The sequence below is a fragment of the Burkholderia semiarida genome, from assembly GCF_029268935.1.
GTDB classification, from domain to species: Bacteria; Pseudomonadota; Gammaproteobacteria; order Burkholderiales; family Burkholderiaceae; genus Burkholderia; species Burkholderia semiarida.
In genome coordinates this window covers 568,038-582,234 of sequence record NZ_JAHLCL010000007.1, presented here as the reverse complement: position 1 = coordinate 582,234, position 14,197 = coordinate 568,038, and the positions used below count along the sequence as shown (strand labels likewise).

15 protein-coding genes are annotated in these 14,197 nt (G+C 65.3%); 5 read left to right on the top strand and 10 right to left on the bottom strand.

Annotated features, from left to right (window positions below; all coding sequences use genetic code 11):
* Nucleotides 1-119: 119 nt before the first annotated feature.
* Nucleotides 120-671 (bottom strand): DUF6013 family protein, encoded by a 552-nt coding sequence (locus tag KPB06_RS15715; protein WP_059583526.1) that lies wholly within the window; start codon nt 669-671, stop codon nt 120-122.
* 161 nt (nt 672-832) lie between these two features.
* On the bottom strand, nt 833-1,849 hold the full coding sequence (locus KPB06_RS15710) for a zinc-binding alcohol dehydrogenase family protein (protein ID WP_059583502.1): 1,017 nt from the start codon (nt 1,847-1,849) through the stop codon (nt 833-835).
* A gap of 126 nt (nt 1,850-1,975) precedes the next feature.
* Here KPB06_RS15710 and KPB06_RS15705 point away from each other — a divergent pair, with 126 nt between their 5' ends.
* On the top strand, nt 1,976-2,914 hold the full coding sequence (locus tag KPB06_RS15705; RefSeq protein ID WP_275906162.1) for a LysR family transcriptional regulator: 939 nt from the start codon (nt 1,976-1,978) through the stop codon (nt 2,912-2,914).
* A 170-nt stretch (nt 2,915-3,084) separates the two neighbouring features.
* A complete protein-coding gene (gene serB, locus KPB06_RS15700; protein ID WP_060966172.1) occupies nt 3,085-3,930 on the top strand; it encodes a phosphoserine phosphatase SerB in 846 nt (281 codons plus the stop codon).
* 87 nt (nt 3,931-4,017) lie between these two features.
* Here the strand turns inward: serB and KPB06_RS15695 are convergent, their stop codons facing one another.
* The 5 genes from KPB06_RS15695 to KPB06_RS15675 all read right to left on the bottom strand — a co-directional run bounded on the left by KPB06_RS15695 (nt 4,018) and on the right by KPB06_RS15675 (nt 8,725).
* Entirely contained in the window at nt 4,018-5,199 is a 1,182-nt protein-coding gene (locus KPB06_RS15695) for a cystathionine beta-lyase (RefSeq protein WP_059583506.1), read from the bottom strand.
* Between the two features lie 113 nt (nt 5,200-5,312).
* Nucleotides 5,313-5,855 (bottom strand): hypothetical protein, encoded by a 543-nt coding sequence (locus tag KPB06_RS15690; protein ID WP_089464799.1) that lies wholly within the window; start codon nt 5,853-5,855, stop codon nt 5,313-5,315.
* Between the two features lie 119 nt (nt 5,856-5,974).
* Nucleotides 5,975-6,901 (bottom strand): sugar kinase, encoded by a 927-nt coding sequence (locus KPB06_RS15685; protein WP_275906161.1) that lies wholly within the window; start codon nt 6,899-6,901, stop codon nt 5,975-5,977.
* Between the two features lie 3 nt (nt 6,902-6,904).
* Nucleotides 6,905-8,266 carry a 30S ribosomal protein S12 methylthiotransferase RimO gene (rimO, locus tag KPB06_RS15680; protein ID WP_059583511.1) on the bottom strand — a complete coding sequence of 454 codons (1,362 nt, stop codon included), beginning with the start codon at nt 8,264-8,266 and terminating at the stop codon, nt 6,905-6,907.
* Between the two features lie 189 nt (nt 8,267-8,455).
* On the bottom strand, nt 8,456-8,725 hold the full coding sequence (locus KPB06_RS15675) for a hypothetical protein (protein WP_146075193.1): 270 nt from the start codon (nt 8,723-8,725) through the stop codon (nt 8,456-8,458).
* 59 nt (nt 8,726-8,784) lie between these two features.
* On the opposite strand from KPB06_RS15675, the gene KPB06_RS15670 reads away from it, so the two are divergent.
* The 3 genes from KPB06_RS15670 to KPB06_RS15660 all read left to right on the top strand — a co-directional run bounded on the left by KPB06_RS15670 (nt 8,785) and on the right by KPB06_RS15660 (nt 11,103).
* Entirely contained in the window at nt 8,785-9,363 is a 579-nt protein-coding gene (locus KPB06_RS15670; protein WP_059583513.1) for an inclusion body family protein, read from the top strand.
* 376 nt (nt 9,364-9,739) lie between these two features.
* Nucleotides 9,740-9,994 carry a hypothetical protein gene (locus KPB06_RS15665; protein ID WP_059583515.1) on the top strand — a complete coding sequence of 85 codons (255 nt, stop codon included), beginning with the start codon at nt 9,740-9,742 and terminating at the stop codon, nt 9,992-9,994.
* A gap of 833 nt (nt 9,995-10,827) precedes the next feature.
* Nucleotides 10,828-11,103, top strand: a complete 276-nt coding sequence (locus KPB06_RS15660; protein ID WP_081059350.1) for a hypothetical protein — start codon at nt 10,828-10,830, stop codon at nt 11,101-11,103.
* Between the two features lie 232 nt (nt 11,104-11,335).
* Here the strand turns inward: KPB06_RS15660 and phaR are convergent, their stop codons facing one another.
* From phaR to KPB06_RS15645, 3 genes are all read right to left on the bottom strand, one after another.
* Nucleotides 11,336-11,902 (bottom strand): polyhydroxyalkanoate synthesis repressor PhaR, encoded by a 567-nt coding sequence (phaR, locus tag KPB06_RS15655; RefSeq protein ID WP_006485265.1) that lies wholly within the window; start codon nt 11,900-11,902, stop codon nt 11,336-11,338.
* A gap of 118 nt (nt 11,903-12,020) precedes the next feature.
* Nucleotides 12,021-12,761 (bottom strand): 3-ketoacyl-ACP reductase, encoded by a 741-nt coding sequence (locus tag KPB06_RS15650; protein ID WP_059583517.1) that lies wholly within the window; start codon nt 12,759-12,761, stop codon nt 12,021-12,023.
* A 204-nt stretch (nt 12,762-12,965) separates the two neighbouring features.
* Complete coding sequence (locus tag KPB06_RS15645) at nt 12,966-14,147, bottom strand: acetyl-CoA C-acetyltransferase (RefSeq protein WP_089464802.1); 1,182 nt, start codon at nt 14,145-14,147, stop codon at nt 12,966-12,968.
* Nucleotides 14,148-14,197 lie beyond the last annotated feature (50 nt).

The following is a 14,197-nucleotide window of genomic DNA, read 5'->3' as shown; positions in this document are numbered from 1 at the left end:
GGGCAGCAGGACGCATTGCAACGGCGGCACGGCGCGACTTGCTCGCGCGCCGCCCTGCTCGTCACGCCAATCGAACCGGTTGCGCGCGCACCGAAGAGGCCCCGGCTCGCGCGCACCGCTCAATGCTTGATCGACACCGTCACCTTGGTTCCGTCGCTCATCGTCACGGACTTCGACCCGCCGTTGGTGGGAATCGACACCCACTTCACCTGGCTCACCGACACGACGTCCGGACACTGCAGCGACTTGCCGCCGGCCGTCACGCTGCGCGCGCCTTTCGGTGCGGCCGCCTGGAAACTCAACTGCACGTTGGCGACGCCCTTCGCGTCGACCGACGGCGCGAGCCGCACCTGGGTCTGCCGCACCATCGCGCCGTTCGCGTCGCGCGGCAGGTTGTCGGCGTTCGGGCAGCCATCCGGCATCGCGACCGCGCCGCTCGGCGGCACCGATTTCCAGTTGAAATCGTCCGTCTCGCCCGAGCGGATCTTGCGGGTCTCCTGCGTGTTGCCGAAGGTCTTCGAGTCGACCTTGACGGTGTATTCGAGCTGTCCGGTACCGCCGCCCTTCAGGCTGCCCTTGACCGGCGGCGCCGCGAATACGCTCGCGCTGGCGCACGCCGCCGCGAACACGACCGACCACGATGCGGCGACCGACAAGCTGCGTTGGCTCATGCTGACCTCCTTGTCATGCGGCGGCACGCGCGTGCCGCGCGGTTTTAGATGCATGATGCGCTGCCAGTCTACCGCCAAGCGGGACGCAATGCGCCGCAAACGCATCGGGTGTTACCCCGCTTGCGTTCGCGGCGCCGCGACCTTAATCGCGCGTACCCGGCTCAGAACCCGCTCAGCACGAGCTTGCCGATCGCGCGCCCGCCCTCGAGCATCCGATGCGCGCGCCGCACGTTCTCGGCGTTGATCGTGCCGAGCTGTTCGCCGAGCGTCGTGCGCAGCGTGCCGCCGTCGACGAGCCGCGCGACTTCGCCGAGGATCCGGTGCTGCTCGATCATGTCCGGCGTCTCGAACATCGCGCGCGTGAACATGAATTCCCAATGAAACGCGGCGCTCTTCGCCTTCAGCAATTCGACCGGCACCGGCTTCGCGTTCTCGACGATCGTGCAAATGCCGCCCTGCGGCCGGATGACTTCCGCCGCGGCCGGGAAATGATGGTCGGTATCGTTGAAGATCAGCACGTAGTCGACCGTCGGATGCCCGAGCTCGCGCAACTGCGCCGGCAGGTCGCCGAAATGGTCGACCACCGCATCCGCGCCCAGCGCGCGCACCCATTCGGCCGACGCCGGCCGCGACGCGGTCGCGATCACGTGCAGCTTGCCGAGCGTCTTCGCGAGCTGGATCGCGATCGAGCCCACGCCGCCCGCGCCGCCGATGATCAGCACCGACTTGCCGGCGTCCGCGCCCTGCGGCGACACGCGCAACCGGTCGAACAGCGCTTCCCACGCGGTCAGCGCGGTGAGCGGCAGCGCGGCCGCCGCCGCGAAGTCGAGCGTGCGCGGCTTCAGCGCGGCGATCCGCTCGTCGACCGCGTGGAATTCGCTGTTCGCGCCGGGCCGCGTGATGCTGCCCGCGTAGAACACTTCGTCGCCGGGCCGGAACAGCGTGACGTCGGCGCCGACCGCGACGACCGTGCCGGCCGCATCCCAGCCGAGCACGCGCGGCGTCTCCTCGACCTGCGGCTTCGGCGCGCGCACCTTGGTGTCGACCGGGTTCACGGAAATCGCCTCGACCTTCACGAGCAGATCGCGCGGGCCCGGCACGGGCTGCGGCAGTTCGACGTCGAGCAACGCTTGCGGGTCGTCGATCGGCAGATAACGGGTCAATCCAACGGCTTTCATTTCGATACTCCTTTCAACGGAATTCGGACAGGCTGCGGCGCAACCTCCATGCGTGCCATCGTAGACACCCCGATCATTCGAGAAAACCGCTATATTTCCTGAAACATTTTCAGGAATTTCAGAATAATGACGTCCGATCCGATGCCTGCGCCCGACAAGCCGCTCGACCTGCTCGACGTCGCGCTGTTCGTGCGCGCGGCGCTACTCGCGAACGTCAGCGCGGCCGGCCGAGAATTCGGCGTGTCGGCCGCGGTCGCCAGCGCGCGCATCGCCCAGCTCGAACGCCAGCTCGGCGCGCGGTTGCTGCATCGCACCACGCGCCGCATCAGCCTCACGCAGGACGGCGAAATCTTCATGGCGCGCGCCGACGCGCTGCTGGCGGCCGCCGACGCCGCGCGCGCATCGGTCGGCCGCGGCCGCAGCGAGCCGTACGGGTGGCTGAAGGTGTCGATGTCGTCGTCGTTCGGCCGCCAGCACGTCGCGCCCGTAATTCCGGCGTTTCTGCGCCGCTACCCGTCCGTATCGCTCGATCTGCGGCTGTCCGACGAGATCGTCGATCTGGTCGACGACGGCTACGACGTCGCGATCCGCCTCGGCGCGCTGAAGGATTCGACGCTCGTCGCCCGCAAGCTCGCCGTCAACCGCCGCGTGCTGTGCTGCTCGCCCGCCTACCTCGCCCAACGCGGCACGCCGCGCCATCCGGCCGACCTGACCCAGCACGAGTGCGTGATCCTCGGCGACCAGCGCGACTGGTCGTTCGCGACGCCGCAGGGCCCGTTCACCGTGCGGGTCGGCGGCCGGCTCGTTGCAAGCAACGGCGAGGCGATCCGCGAAGCGCTCGTCGACGGCTTCGGGATCGCGATCAAGTCGACCTGGGACGTCGGCCCGCTGCTCGCGAGCGGCGCGCTCGTCACCGTGCTCGACGATTACCCGTTCGCGGAAGACGTCGCGATCTGGGCCGTCTATCCGAGCCGCGCGCACGTGCCGCTGAAAACGCTCGCGTTCATCACGTTCCTGGCTGAGCATTTCGGCGAGCCGCCGTACTGGGATCGAGCAAACGGGTGAGCGCCACCGCTGCGCGCACGGTTTTCGCTCCGGCGCCGGCCGCCCTGCGCGGCCAACCGGCTACAATGGCGCGTTCGCGACGCAACGGCCCGCAGCCGCACGGGGCCCGCGTTCGCAGGCGGCCGCCCGCGGGCCGCGCACGTCATTCATTCGCCTCCCAACCACTCGTCATGACCCACAATCTCGTCATCCAGAGTCTTGCGCCGCTGTCGGACGCCCATCACAAACCGCTGCTCGCGCTGTCGCGCGGCACCCGCGTCGTGCAGACCGACGATCACGCGCTGCGCATCGAAGACGCGAACCCGGCGCAACGCCTCGACATCGACGCGTACTGCGGCACGCATGCGCTCGACTTCGGCTTCGTCGAGGCCGGCCGCACGCTCGGCGATTTCGGGCTCGCCGTGATGGACATGGATTCGACGCTGATCACGATCGAGTGCATCGACGAGATCGCCGATTTCTGCGGGCTGAAAACGCAGGTCGCGGAGATCACCGAAGCGGCGATGCGCGGCGAGATCCGCGACTTCAACGAAAGCCTCACGCGCCGTGTCGCGCTGCTGGCCGGGCTCGACGCGCACGCGCTCGAGCGCGTGTACGAGGAACGGCTGCAACTGTCACCGGGCGCCGAGACGATGCTGGCCGGCGTGAAGGCCGCCGGCCTGAAGACGCTGCTCGTGTCGGGCGGCTTCACGTTCTTCACCGAGCGGCTGAAAGCCCGCCTCGGCCTCGACTACGCGCATGCGAACACGCTTGAGATCGTCGACGGCAAGCTCACCGGCAAGGTGCTCGGCGAAATCGTCAACGCGGACGTGAAGGCGCGCCTGCTGCGCGAGACGTGCGCATCGCTCGGCCTCGAGCCGAGCCGCGCGATCGCGATGGGCGACGGGTCGAACGACCTGAAGATGATGGCCGAAGCCGGGCTGTCGGTCGCGTTCCACGCGAAGCCCGTCGTGCGCGATGCCGCCACCGTCGCATTCGACCATGTCGGCCTCGACGGGCTGCTGCGACTGTTCTGATCCCGCCGCACCGTCAATGAAAAACGCCGGCGCGATATCGCATCGCGCCGGCGTTTCGTTTTTCTGCCGGACGTTGCCGGCCTGGAATCAGCCGAGGGCGGCCTGCATCGCGCGCTCGATGTCCGCGCGCAGGTCCGCTTCGTCTTCCAGACCGACGTAGAAACGCACCAGCGTGCCGCGATGCGGCCAGTCCGGACGCATCGACGCGACGTCGTAAGGCATCGCGAGGCTGCACGCGCCGCCCCAGCTCCAGCCGATCGCGAACAGCTCGAGCGACTCCACGAAACGGTCGACCTGCTCCGCGCTGTAGCGCGCGTCGAACACCACCGAGAACAGCCCGCCCGCGCCCGTGAAATCACGCATGAACGACGCGTGCCCCGGGCAATCGGCGATCTGCGGATGCAGCACCGCCGCGATCTCCGGCCGCGCCTTCAGCCACTGCGCGAGCGCGAGCGCGCTCTTGCCGTGCGCGTCGAAGCGCACCTGCATGCTCGGCAGGCTGCGCAGCACGAGCGAGCAATCGTCGACCGACACGCCGATCCCGCAGCGCATCCGCGCGAGCTTCAGCTTCGCGTGCAGTTCCGCGTTCGCGGTGATCGTCGCGCCCATCAGCACGTCGCTGCCGCCCGACTGATACTTGGTCAGCGCCTGCACCGAAATGTCGACGCCGTGCTCGAACGGCTTGAACGCGAGCCCCGCCGAAAAGGTGTTGTCGATCGCGGTGAGTACGCCGCGCGCTTTCGCGGCCGCCGTGATCGCCTGCACGTCGGGCACTTCCATCGTCACCGAGCCGGGCGCCTCGAGCCAGATCAGTCGCGTGTTCGGCTGGATCAGCCCGGCAATGCCGGCGCCGATCAGCGGATCGTAGAAGCGCACGGTCAGGCCGAAATCCTTCGCGAGCCAGTTGCCGAAATCGGCGTTCGGGCCGTACACGTTATGCGGAATCAGCACGTCGTCGCCCGCTTTCACGATCCCGAAGTAGACGTTCATGATCGCCGCGAGACCCGACGGCTGCAGCAGCGCGTGCGTGCCGCCTTCGATCTCGGCGAGCCGCTGCGCGAGCGCGAGCGACGTCGGCGTCGCGTGCAGCCCGTAGCGCCACTGGTTGTCGTCGTGCCAGACCAGCGCGCGCATCGTCGCGAGATCGGGGAACACGACCGTCGACGCGCGCGCGACCGGCGGCACGAACGAACGGAAGCCTTCCGGAATGACGTCGTCGGGTTGAACGATGCGGGTTTGCAGCGCGCGCTTGGGAGTGGATGCAGTCATGACGGGGAGCCGGGCACGAGGCCGTTCGGTTGCGGAATATGTCGTTAGAGTAGCCAAAATCGGCGCGCTTGGCCCGGTACAATGCGCGCCGCGCACACCGAGCCAGCACGCGCTCAGTCGTCGGTACGCAGGTTGACGATGCCGCCCACCGTCTCGATTTCGTTCACACGGCCGTCGCGCACCTGCAGCGCCGCGCGCTTGCCCGGCGCCAGACGCAGCACGACCGGCTGCGGATCCGATTCGTCCGAATTCATCCGGTCGGCCTTCAGGTCGCCCGTGGCGTCGAAGCGGCCAATCCACACGCCGGTGATGTTCGTGCCGTCGTTCGACTCCTCGATCTCGAGCGTATCGCCGTCGCGATCGCCGGCGAGCAGCACGACCTCGCCCGTGTCGGCGAACTGGTATTCGCCGTGCACGCCTTCCTCGTCCGTCTTCGGGCCGAGATGCACGACGATCGGCCGATCGCCGAGCGTGCCTTCGTAGCGCGGCAGGCGGGCGAACTCGGGATTCGGCTTCAGCGGCCGCGCCGGCGCCGGTTCATCCTGCTGCACGCCCGGTGCGACCGCCTGCGCCGCGACCACCGTCGGCATCGCGACGCCTACTGCCAGCGCACCCGCGACGACGAGCGCCCGTTGCCATTCCGAATATCGACCCACGTTGTGTTGCTCCTTGCTTCAGATTCGCCCGACAACCGCGGACCGTGCCGGGTCGAGACCCGGTTCCTGCGTGGCCGCGCGAACCGGCGCGGCCAATGCGCCGGCGTGCGCGTTTCGCGTCAGCCCTGCATCAGGCGTTCCACCGCATCGCGGTGCGGAATCGGCGCGACCGCGCCGTAACCGGTCGTCGACAGCGCCGCCGCCGCGTTGGCATAGCGCGCGGCCGCGAACGGATCGTCGCCCGCGACGATCCGCGCGACGAACGCGCCGCCGAAGCAGTCGCCCGCGCCGGTCGCGTCGACGGCCTCGACCGCGAAGCCCGGCACGACGCGCCGCTCGTTCGGCGTCGCGACATACGCGCCTTCCTTGCCGAGCTTCAGTGCGACGACCCGCGGCCCGTGTTCGAGCATCGCGTCGACGATCGCGTCGCGATCGTTCGCGCCCGTGAGCGCCGTGACGTCGTCCCAGCTCGGCAGGCAGATGTCCGTCTGCCGCAGCGCCTCGCGCATCACCGCGCGGGCACGCGGCAGCGGCCACAGCTTCAGCCGCAGGTTCGTGTCGAAGCTGACCTGCGCGCCGTTGCTGCGCGCATGATCGATCGCCGCGAATGCCGCGTCGCACGCGGCCGTGCTGATCGCAAGACTGATGCCCGACAAATGCACGGCCTTCGCGGCCGCGAGCGCGTCGAGCGGCAGATCGGCCGCTACATAGCGACTCGCCGCCGACCCCGCGCGCAGATAGTCGAACTGATGGCCGTCGGCGCCGTGCGTGACGAAATACACGCCGGTCGGCGCCGAACGGTCGATCCGCACGTACGTCGTGTCGACGCGTTCCGACGCCCACATGTCGGCCAGCAGGCGGCCGAACGGATCGTCGCCGATCGCCGACACGAAGCCCGTCGACGCGCCCTGGCGCGCCGCCGCGATGCAGAAGTTCGACGTATCGCCGCCGAAGCCCTGCAGGAATTCAGGACGCCGCGGCTGCGACTGGTTGAATTCGATCATCGCCTCGCCGAGCGCGAGAATCTCCGGGAATGCGGCGGCCATCGCTTACACCTCACCCCACAAATCGTGCCCGTCGGCGCCCGTGATCTTCACGGACACGAAATCGCCGACCTTGTAGCGCTTCGATGCCTTCGCCGCCGGCTCGACGTAGACGACGCCGTCGATTTCCGGCGCGTCGGCTGCCGTGCGGCCGATGCCGCCTTCTGCGCTCACCTCATCGATCAGCACCTTGAGCGTCTTGCCGACCTTGCGCTGCATGCGGTTCGCCGATACTTCCTCGGCGACTTCCATGAAGCGTGCGCGGCGTTCCTCGCGGACTTCGTCCGGCAGCGCGCCATCGAGGTCGTTCGCGGTCGCGCCTTCGACGGGCGAATACGCGAAACAGCCGACGCGATCGAGTTCCGCTTCGCGGATGAAGTCGAGCAGCGTTTCGAACTGCGCTTCCGTCTCGCCGGGGAAGCCCGCGATGAACGTGCTGCGGATCGTCAGGTCCGGGCAGATCTCGCGCCACTTCTGCACGCGCTCGAGCACCTTCTCCGCGTTCGCCGGACGCTTCATGCGCTTCAGCACGTCCGGGTGCGCGTGCTGGAACGGCACGTCGAGATACGGCAGCACGTGGCCCTTGAACGGGCCTTCGGCCATCAGCGGAATCACTTCGTCGACGCTCGGATACGGGTACACGTAGTGCAGGCGCACCCACGCGCCGTACTGCGCGGCGAGTTCGCCGAGCGCGGCGACCAGGTCGGTCATGCGCGTCTTGATCGGCTTGCCGTTCCAGAAGCCCGTGCGGTACTTCACGTCGACGCCGTATGCGCTCGTGTCCTGCGAGATCACGAGCAGTTCCTTCACGCCCGACTTAAACAGGTTCTCGGCTTCGAGCATCACTTCGGCGACCGGGCGCGAGACGAGGTCGCCGCGCATCGACGGGATGATGCAGAACGTGCAGCGGTGGTTGCAGCCTTCGGAGATCTTCAGGTATGCGTAGTGACGCGGCGTGAGCTTGATGCCGGCCGCGGGCACGAGGTCGACGAACGGGTCGTGCGGCTTCGGCAGGTGCGAATGCACGGCCTGCATCACTTCGCCCACCGCGTGCGGGCCGGTGACGGCGAGCACCTTCGGGTGGACTTCCTCGATCAGGTTCGAGCCGCTTGCGCTCGACTTCGCGCCGAGGCAGCCGGTGACGATCACCTTGCCGTTTTCGGTCAGCGCTTCGCCGATCGCGTCGAGGCTTTCCTGCACGGCTTCGTCGATGAAGCCGCAGGTGTTCACGACGACGAGGTCGGCGCCGTCGTAGCTGCCGGAGATTTCGTAACCTTCGGCGCGCAGTTGCGTGATGATCTGTTCGGAATCGACGAGCGCTTTCGGGCACCCGAGGCTGACAAAACCTACTTTGGGGGACTGAGACATCTGGGGTGTGGGGGCGTGGCGGCAAAAGCGTGAGTTTACAGCCGTTTAGGGACCGCGAGGCAAAATCCCGCAGCGCTAGCCGGCGCGCGCCCATGCCGGGTGCTCGTCGGCTCCGTGCCGGTCATTGACGATCGCGTCGGGGGGCGGACGGTCCGCATCCCGCGCACCTCACGGCGCGGGCAAAGCGTGTTAATGGGGACAGAAAACCGAAATTGCGGGCTTTATCCGGCCCCGGGCGCGCTGGCGCGAGGTCGAAACCTTCGGCCAGATCTTCACGACACCACGGCTCCTGATGGTGCCATTCCCGTTTATGCCGACAAGGCGATGTGTCGAAATATCGGGACGCCTCGACTTCTCGTAATTGCGCTGCGTTTCGATGCCGTCCGCGCGTAATTGGCTGTAATGGATCGACTGTTTTCCAGCATGTACGGTTTGTCGTGCGTGAGCATCGAACAGCACGCCGCAAATCCATATGCGCCTACCAGGAATGCGAACCATCTACTTACCGAGGAAATGAAATGTACAAGGGACCCAGCGTTGACGCCAGCATTCAGGAAATCACGTTACTCTCGGTTATTAATGCAGAAAAAGTAATAGAAGAAGCGAATGGGAAAGTGTCGTCCGACAAAAGCCGCCCCGTCCAGGTCGGGCACAATCACCAGTACCTGCTATGCGACGACCCCTATCGCCCATCCGAAAACCAAGGGGCATGGAATATCAAGTTCTATGCAAAAAAGTTCGATTCCGTCAATTTTACCGGAACCACGATTCACACCAATTCACGCTACGCCGTCATTGTCTACGATCTTGTCCATCAGAGCGGCGATAACGTATTGGATTTGCGCCCGGGAATCGGGCTGACCCACCGCGGCTATACGTTGGCGCGGGCCGCGGAGCCCAATCCGGAGACGAAGGACGGCCTTGATGCGATTCATGTCCCGAGGTCGTTCTCGCTCTTCGACACGCGCGTCATTGGAAACGGAACGGAGAGTTTCTGGATCCGGTTTGCGTTGTATACGCTCGCGCCCGATGGGGAAACGCAAAAGTTCCATAGCTACTACGAATGGGATCCGACGATCACCACCTTGGCGCTGTGAGCCGAAGCGTGCGCGTTGCGTGACACGTGCTCGCTTCGGTCGAGTGGGCACGCCTGTCAGGGACCGGCACGCTCGACACCGCCGATCAGGCGGCAACCATTCATCAGCGTGTCGTCGCGCCACATTCGGGCGGTGGCGCGACGAGCACGCTGAGCGATTCTGCCCGGCACAACGGCTAACGCGCCATGGATACATCGCTTCCTGGCGACCCTGTTCTCTCATGCGTGCCACCGCCTGATGATCTGCTTCACCTTCTGCAAAGGCGACATGGCGCGCCATCGGCGCCACATGCCACACCGAAATCGGCCCGAACCCAGCCGGCCGCTATGCGAAAATCGAACCCTCCACCCTTTTCAATCGACCCAACGGGGTTCGCATGACCACGCACATCACGATCGAATTCACCGAGCACGCGGCGGAAGCCATCGGCGAGCAAACGAGCACCAGCTTTTCGTATGATCAGGGCGCGCACGTCCCGCAACCGGGCGACTTCGTCGAGCTCGAAAACTCCCGGCAGACGTTTCTCGTGATCGGCCGCGTGTTCTCGCTCAAGGCGAACTACAGCGCGGTCAAGCTCGTTCTCGATCTACCGCCGTCGGATGACGAACACGGGTTCGATCCAGAATCTTGACGCCTCCAGTTCCGTGACGCAATCGCCAAAAATCCGCCGCAGCAGGCCCGTACTCGCTCCGATGCTCGCGCCGGATACGTTGCTGCCGTCAAGCACCGATTGAACCAGACCGCATCGTCGCCATCGCCGATCGACCACAGCGCCACGTCGCGTTGCGGTCGGCCGGTTGTCGGCGCAGGCGCGCGACTATCGCTATCGGCCGTCCCCGCACGCACCCAGCCTGTGCGCCACCGTTATCGCATGCCTGCGCGTCGCAGCACGCCGCCGGGCGACTCTTCCCGCGATCGCCTGTAGCGTACCGAAACGCGCATACGAAACGTGCGCACCCCGCGCATCGCCCGGTACGAAGTCGCCGTTCACGTCGAAGCCCGCCAACGGGCCGCCCGTCTATTTCCCGAGCACCGATGCTCGGCCCGCGCCAGCGCGATCAGCGCTTGCCCGACCGATCGGCCGGCACGGCGGCTCGCTCGTCGCTGGCCTCGGGTTTGTCGATGAATCGTATTCAAAAAATCCGACCAACAAAATAAAAATAGAAAAACAAACCACATGAAAATCACCAAACCACACCACGACTCAAAACCACAACTCGAAATAATCCATAAATTTATTTTTTACGACCACCCAATCACCGCATTCTTTGCAAACCATCACAACACACAATTCACAAAAATATTTTGAAATAGTCAATAATCCACAAAAATCATTTCCAAATCCGCCACCCCCATCCAACACCCGATCAATCTCCAATATATTCGACACCTATTCAGCCTGGCAACACTGAACCGCGCATTACCCGTACCACAACCAAGTCATCCATTCACCAAGGAAAGACCATGAGAAAACTCGCGGCCGCCCTCGTTTCGGCCATGATGCTTGCTGCATCCTCGTACGCCTCTGCGGAATCGCTTTGCAAGGCAGGCAAGATCGACAAGATCGAAACCGATACGAGCGGCAATCTCCTCGTATCCATCAACGATGGCATTTATTCGTTCAGTGCAAAGGAAGTTTTTCCGATCATCTACTCGGCATTTTCCGAAAATAGAAATATCTTTATTTACGGAAACAACTGCTCGAACGGATCGGCGGCAAGCCGCTTCGCGGTTCGATAAGCCGGCCGAAAATCCGGCCATCGGCATCTTTTACAATCAGCGCTTTATCTGATATTCGGCCGACCGGGCTTTGCCGGTCGGCCTTTTTAATTTGCACTGATGCGCCACGGTACGACAACGCCCATGCACTCGCGGGCAATGCCACCGTGCGGACAATCGTTCCGCGAAACGGCCCGTTGCCGTCCCGCGCGATGCCGGCGCGACACTTTGCGCGCCCACGCCGGATCGCCGCTTACTTCTTCTCCGGTTCCGACGCTCCCGGCTGCTTGAACGGGAACGTGCTGAACATCGATTTCGCCTGGTTCTGCATCTGTTCCTGCATCTGCACGAACATGTTCTTCGACTGCTCGATGTAGCTCGTCATCATCCCTTGCATCATCGGCGCCTGCATGTTCATGAACTGCGACCAGACTTCCGGATTCATCGCGTTCCCTTCGTACAGGTTCTTCGATTGATCCGCGAGCTTGTTCTGGATGTCGATGAACGCCTGGATGTTCTTTTCCAGGTACGTGCCCATCATGCCCTGCATCGCATGACCGTAGAAACGGATGATCTGCGACAGCATCGACGACGAGAACATCGGCACGCCACCGCTTTCCTCTTCGAGGATGATCTGCAGGAGGATGCTGCGCGTCAGGTCTTCGTTGGATTTCGCATCGACGACCTTGAAATCCTCCTGCTCCAGCACGAGCTGCTTCACGTCGGTCAGCGTAATGTACGTGCTTGTCTCGGTATCGTAGAGCCGGCGGTTCGGATACTTCTTGATGAGCCGTTCGGCCGTCTTCTTTGTAGTAGTCATGTAACGCCTTTGAGTGCAGCGTAGCGCAAGTGACGAATCCCCGCCGCCCGAATCCGGGAGGCGGGGGCCTTCGGAAAACGCCCGGCCGCGCGACCATCCGCCCGCGCGGCCCGGACGCTCAGCCCATGTGCAGGCCGCCGTTCAGCGAGAAGTCGGCGCCCGTCGCGAAGCCGGAATCGTTCGACGCGAGCCACGCGACGATCGAACCGATTTCCTCCGGCCCCCCGAGACGCCGCACCGGAATCGTCGCAACGATCTTCTCGAGCACGTCCGGACGGATCGCCTTCACCATGTCGGTACCGATGTAGCCCGGCGACACGGTGTTGACCGTCACGCCCTTCGTCGCGACTTCCTGTGCGAGCGACATCGTGAAGCCGTGAATGCCGGCCTTCGCGGTCGAGTAGTTCGTCTGACCGAATTGCCCCTTCTGGCCGTTCACCGACGAAATGTTGATGATGCGGCCCCAGCCACGTTCGACCATCCCGTCGATCACCTGCTTCGTCACGTTGAACAGGCTCGTCAGGTTCGTGTCGATCACCGCCGTCCAGTCTTCATGCGTCATCTTGCGGAACACGACGTCGCGCGTGATGCCCGCGTTGTTGACCAGCACGTCGATCTCGCCGACTTCGGCCTTCACCTTGTCGAATGCTGCCTTGGTCGAGTCCCAGTCGCCGACGTTGCCTTCCGACGCGATGAAGTCGTACCCGAGCGCCTTCTGGTCCTCGAGCCATTTCACCCGGCGCGGCGAGTTCGGGCCGCAACCTGCCACCACCTTGAAGCCGTCCTTCGACAGACGCTGGCAGATGCTGGTGCCGATGCCGCCCATCCCGCCGGTTACGTACGCAATTCGCTGAGACATAAATCTCACTCCATTTTTTGGTTTCGAGAGCTGCCGGAGCCCCCTCTGACTTCACGTGACGCCGGCCGAAGCCGCAATCGGCCGGCGCACGGATTCGGTTCGCCGATGGCGAACGGCTGGTTACGGACGGCCGGTTACGGACGGCCGGTTACGGACGGCCGGTTACGGACGGCCGGTTACGGACGGCTGGTCACGGACGGCCGGTCACGGACGCTCGACCGCGAGCGCGACGCCCATCCCGCCGCCGATGCACAGCGACGCCAGCCCGCGCTTCGCGTCGCGCTTGGCCATCTCGTGCAGCAGCGTCACCAGGATCCGGCAGCCCGACGCGCCGATCGGGTGGCCGATCGCGATCGCCCCGCCGTTCACGTTCACCTTCGACGTGTCCCAGCCCATCTGCTTGTGCACCGCCAGCGCCTGCGCCGCGAACGCCTCGTTGATCTCCATCAGGTCCAGGTCGCCCGGCGTCCAACCCGCACGCTCCAGACACCGGCGCGAGGCCGGCACCGGACCCATGCCCATCACGCTCGGATCCACGCCCGCGTTCGCATACGCCTTGATCCGCGCCAGCGGCGTCAGGCCCAGCGCCGCCGCCTTCTGCGCCGACATCACCAGCACCGCCGCCGCGCCGTCGTTCAGCCCCGACGCATTCGCCGCCGTCACCGAGCCGTCCTTCGCGAACGCCGGCTTCAGCCCGGCCAGCGATTCGGCCGTCACGCCGTGACGCACGAACTCGTCGGTCGCGAACTGCAGCGGCTCGCCCTTGCGTTGCGGGATCGACACCGGCACGATCTCGTCGTTGAAGCGGCCGGCCTTCTGCGCGGCTTCCGCCTTGTTCTGCGACAGCGCCGCGAATGCGTCCTGCTCCTCGCGCGTGATCCCGTATTCCTTCGCGACGTTCTCCGCCGTGATGCCCATGTGGTACTGGTTGTACACGTCCCACAGGCCGTCGACGATCATCGTGTCGACCAGCTTCGCGTCGCCCATCCGGAAGCCGTCGCGCGAGCCCGGCAGCACGTGCGGCGCCGCGCTCATGTTCTCCTGGCCGCCCGCGATCACGATGTCCGCGTCGCCCGCGACGATCGCGTTCGCCGCCAGCATCACGGCCTTCAGGCCCGAGCCGCACACCTTGTTGATCGTCATGCCCGGCACGGCGCTCGGCAGCCCCGCCTTGATCAGCGACTGCCGCGCCGGGTTCTGCCCGGAGCCGGCCGTCAGCACCTGGCCCATGATCACTTCGCTGACCTGCTCGGGCTTCACGCCCGCACGCTCCAGCACCGCGCGGATCACCGTCGCGCCCAGTTCAGGCGCCGCCACCTTCGCCAGCGAGCCGCCGAATTTGCCGACCGCGGTCCGCGCGGCCGATACGATCACTACGTCCGTCATTTCCCTTTCCTCCAGGCCCGCACGACACGGCGCATCGTTACCGGCCCTGT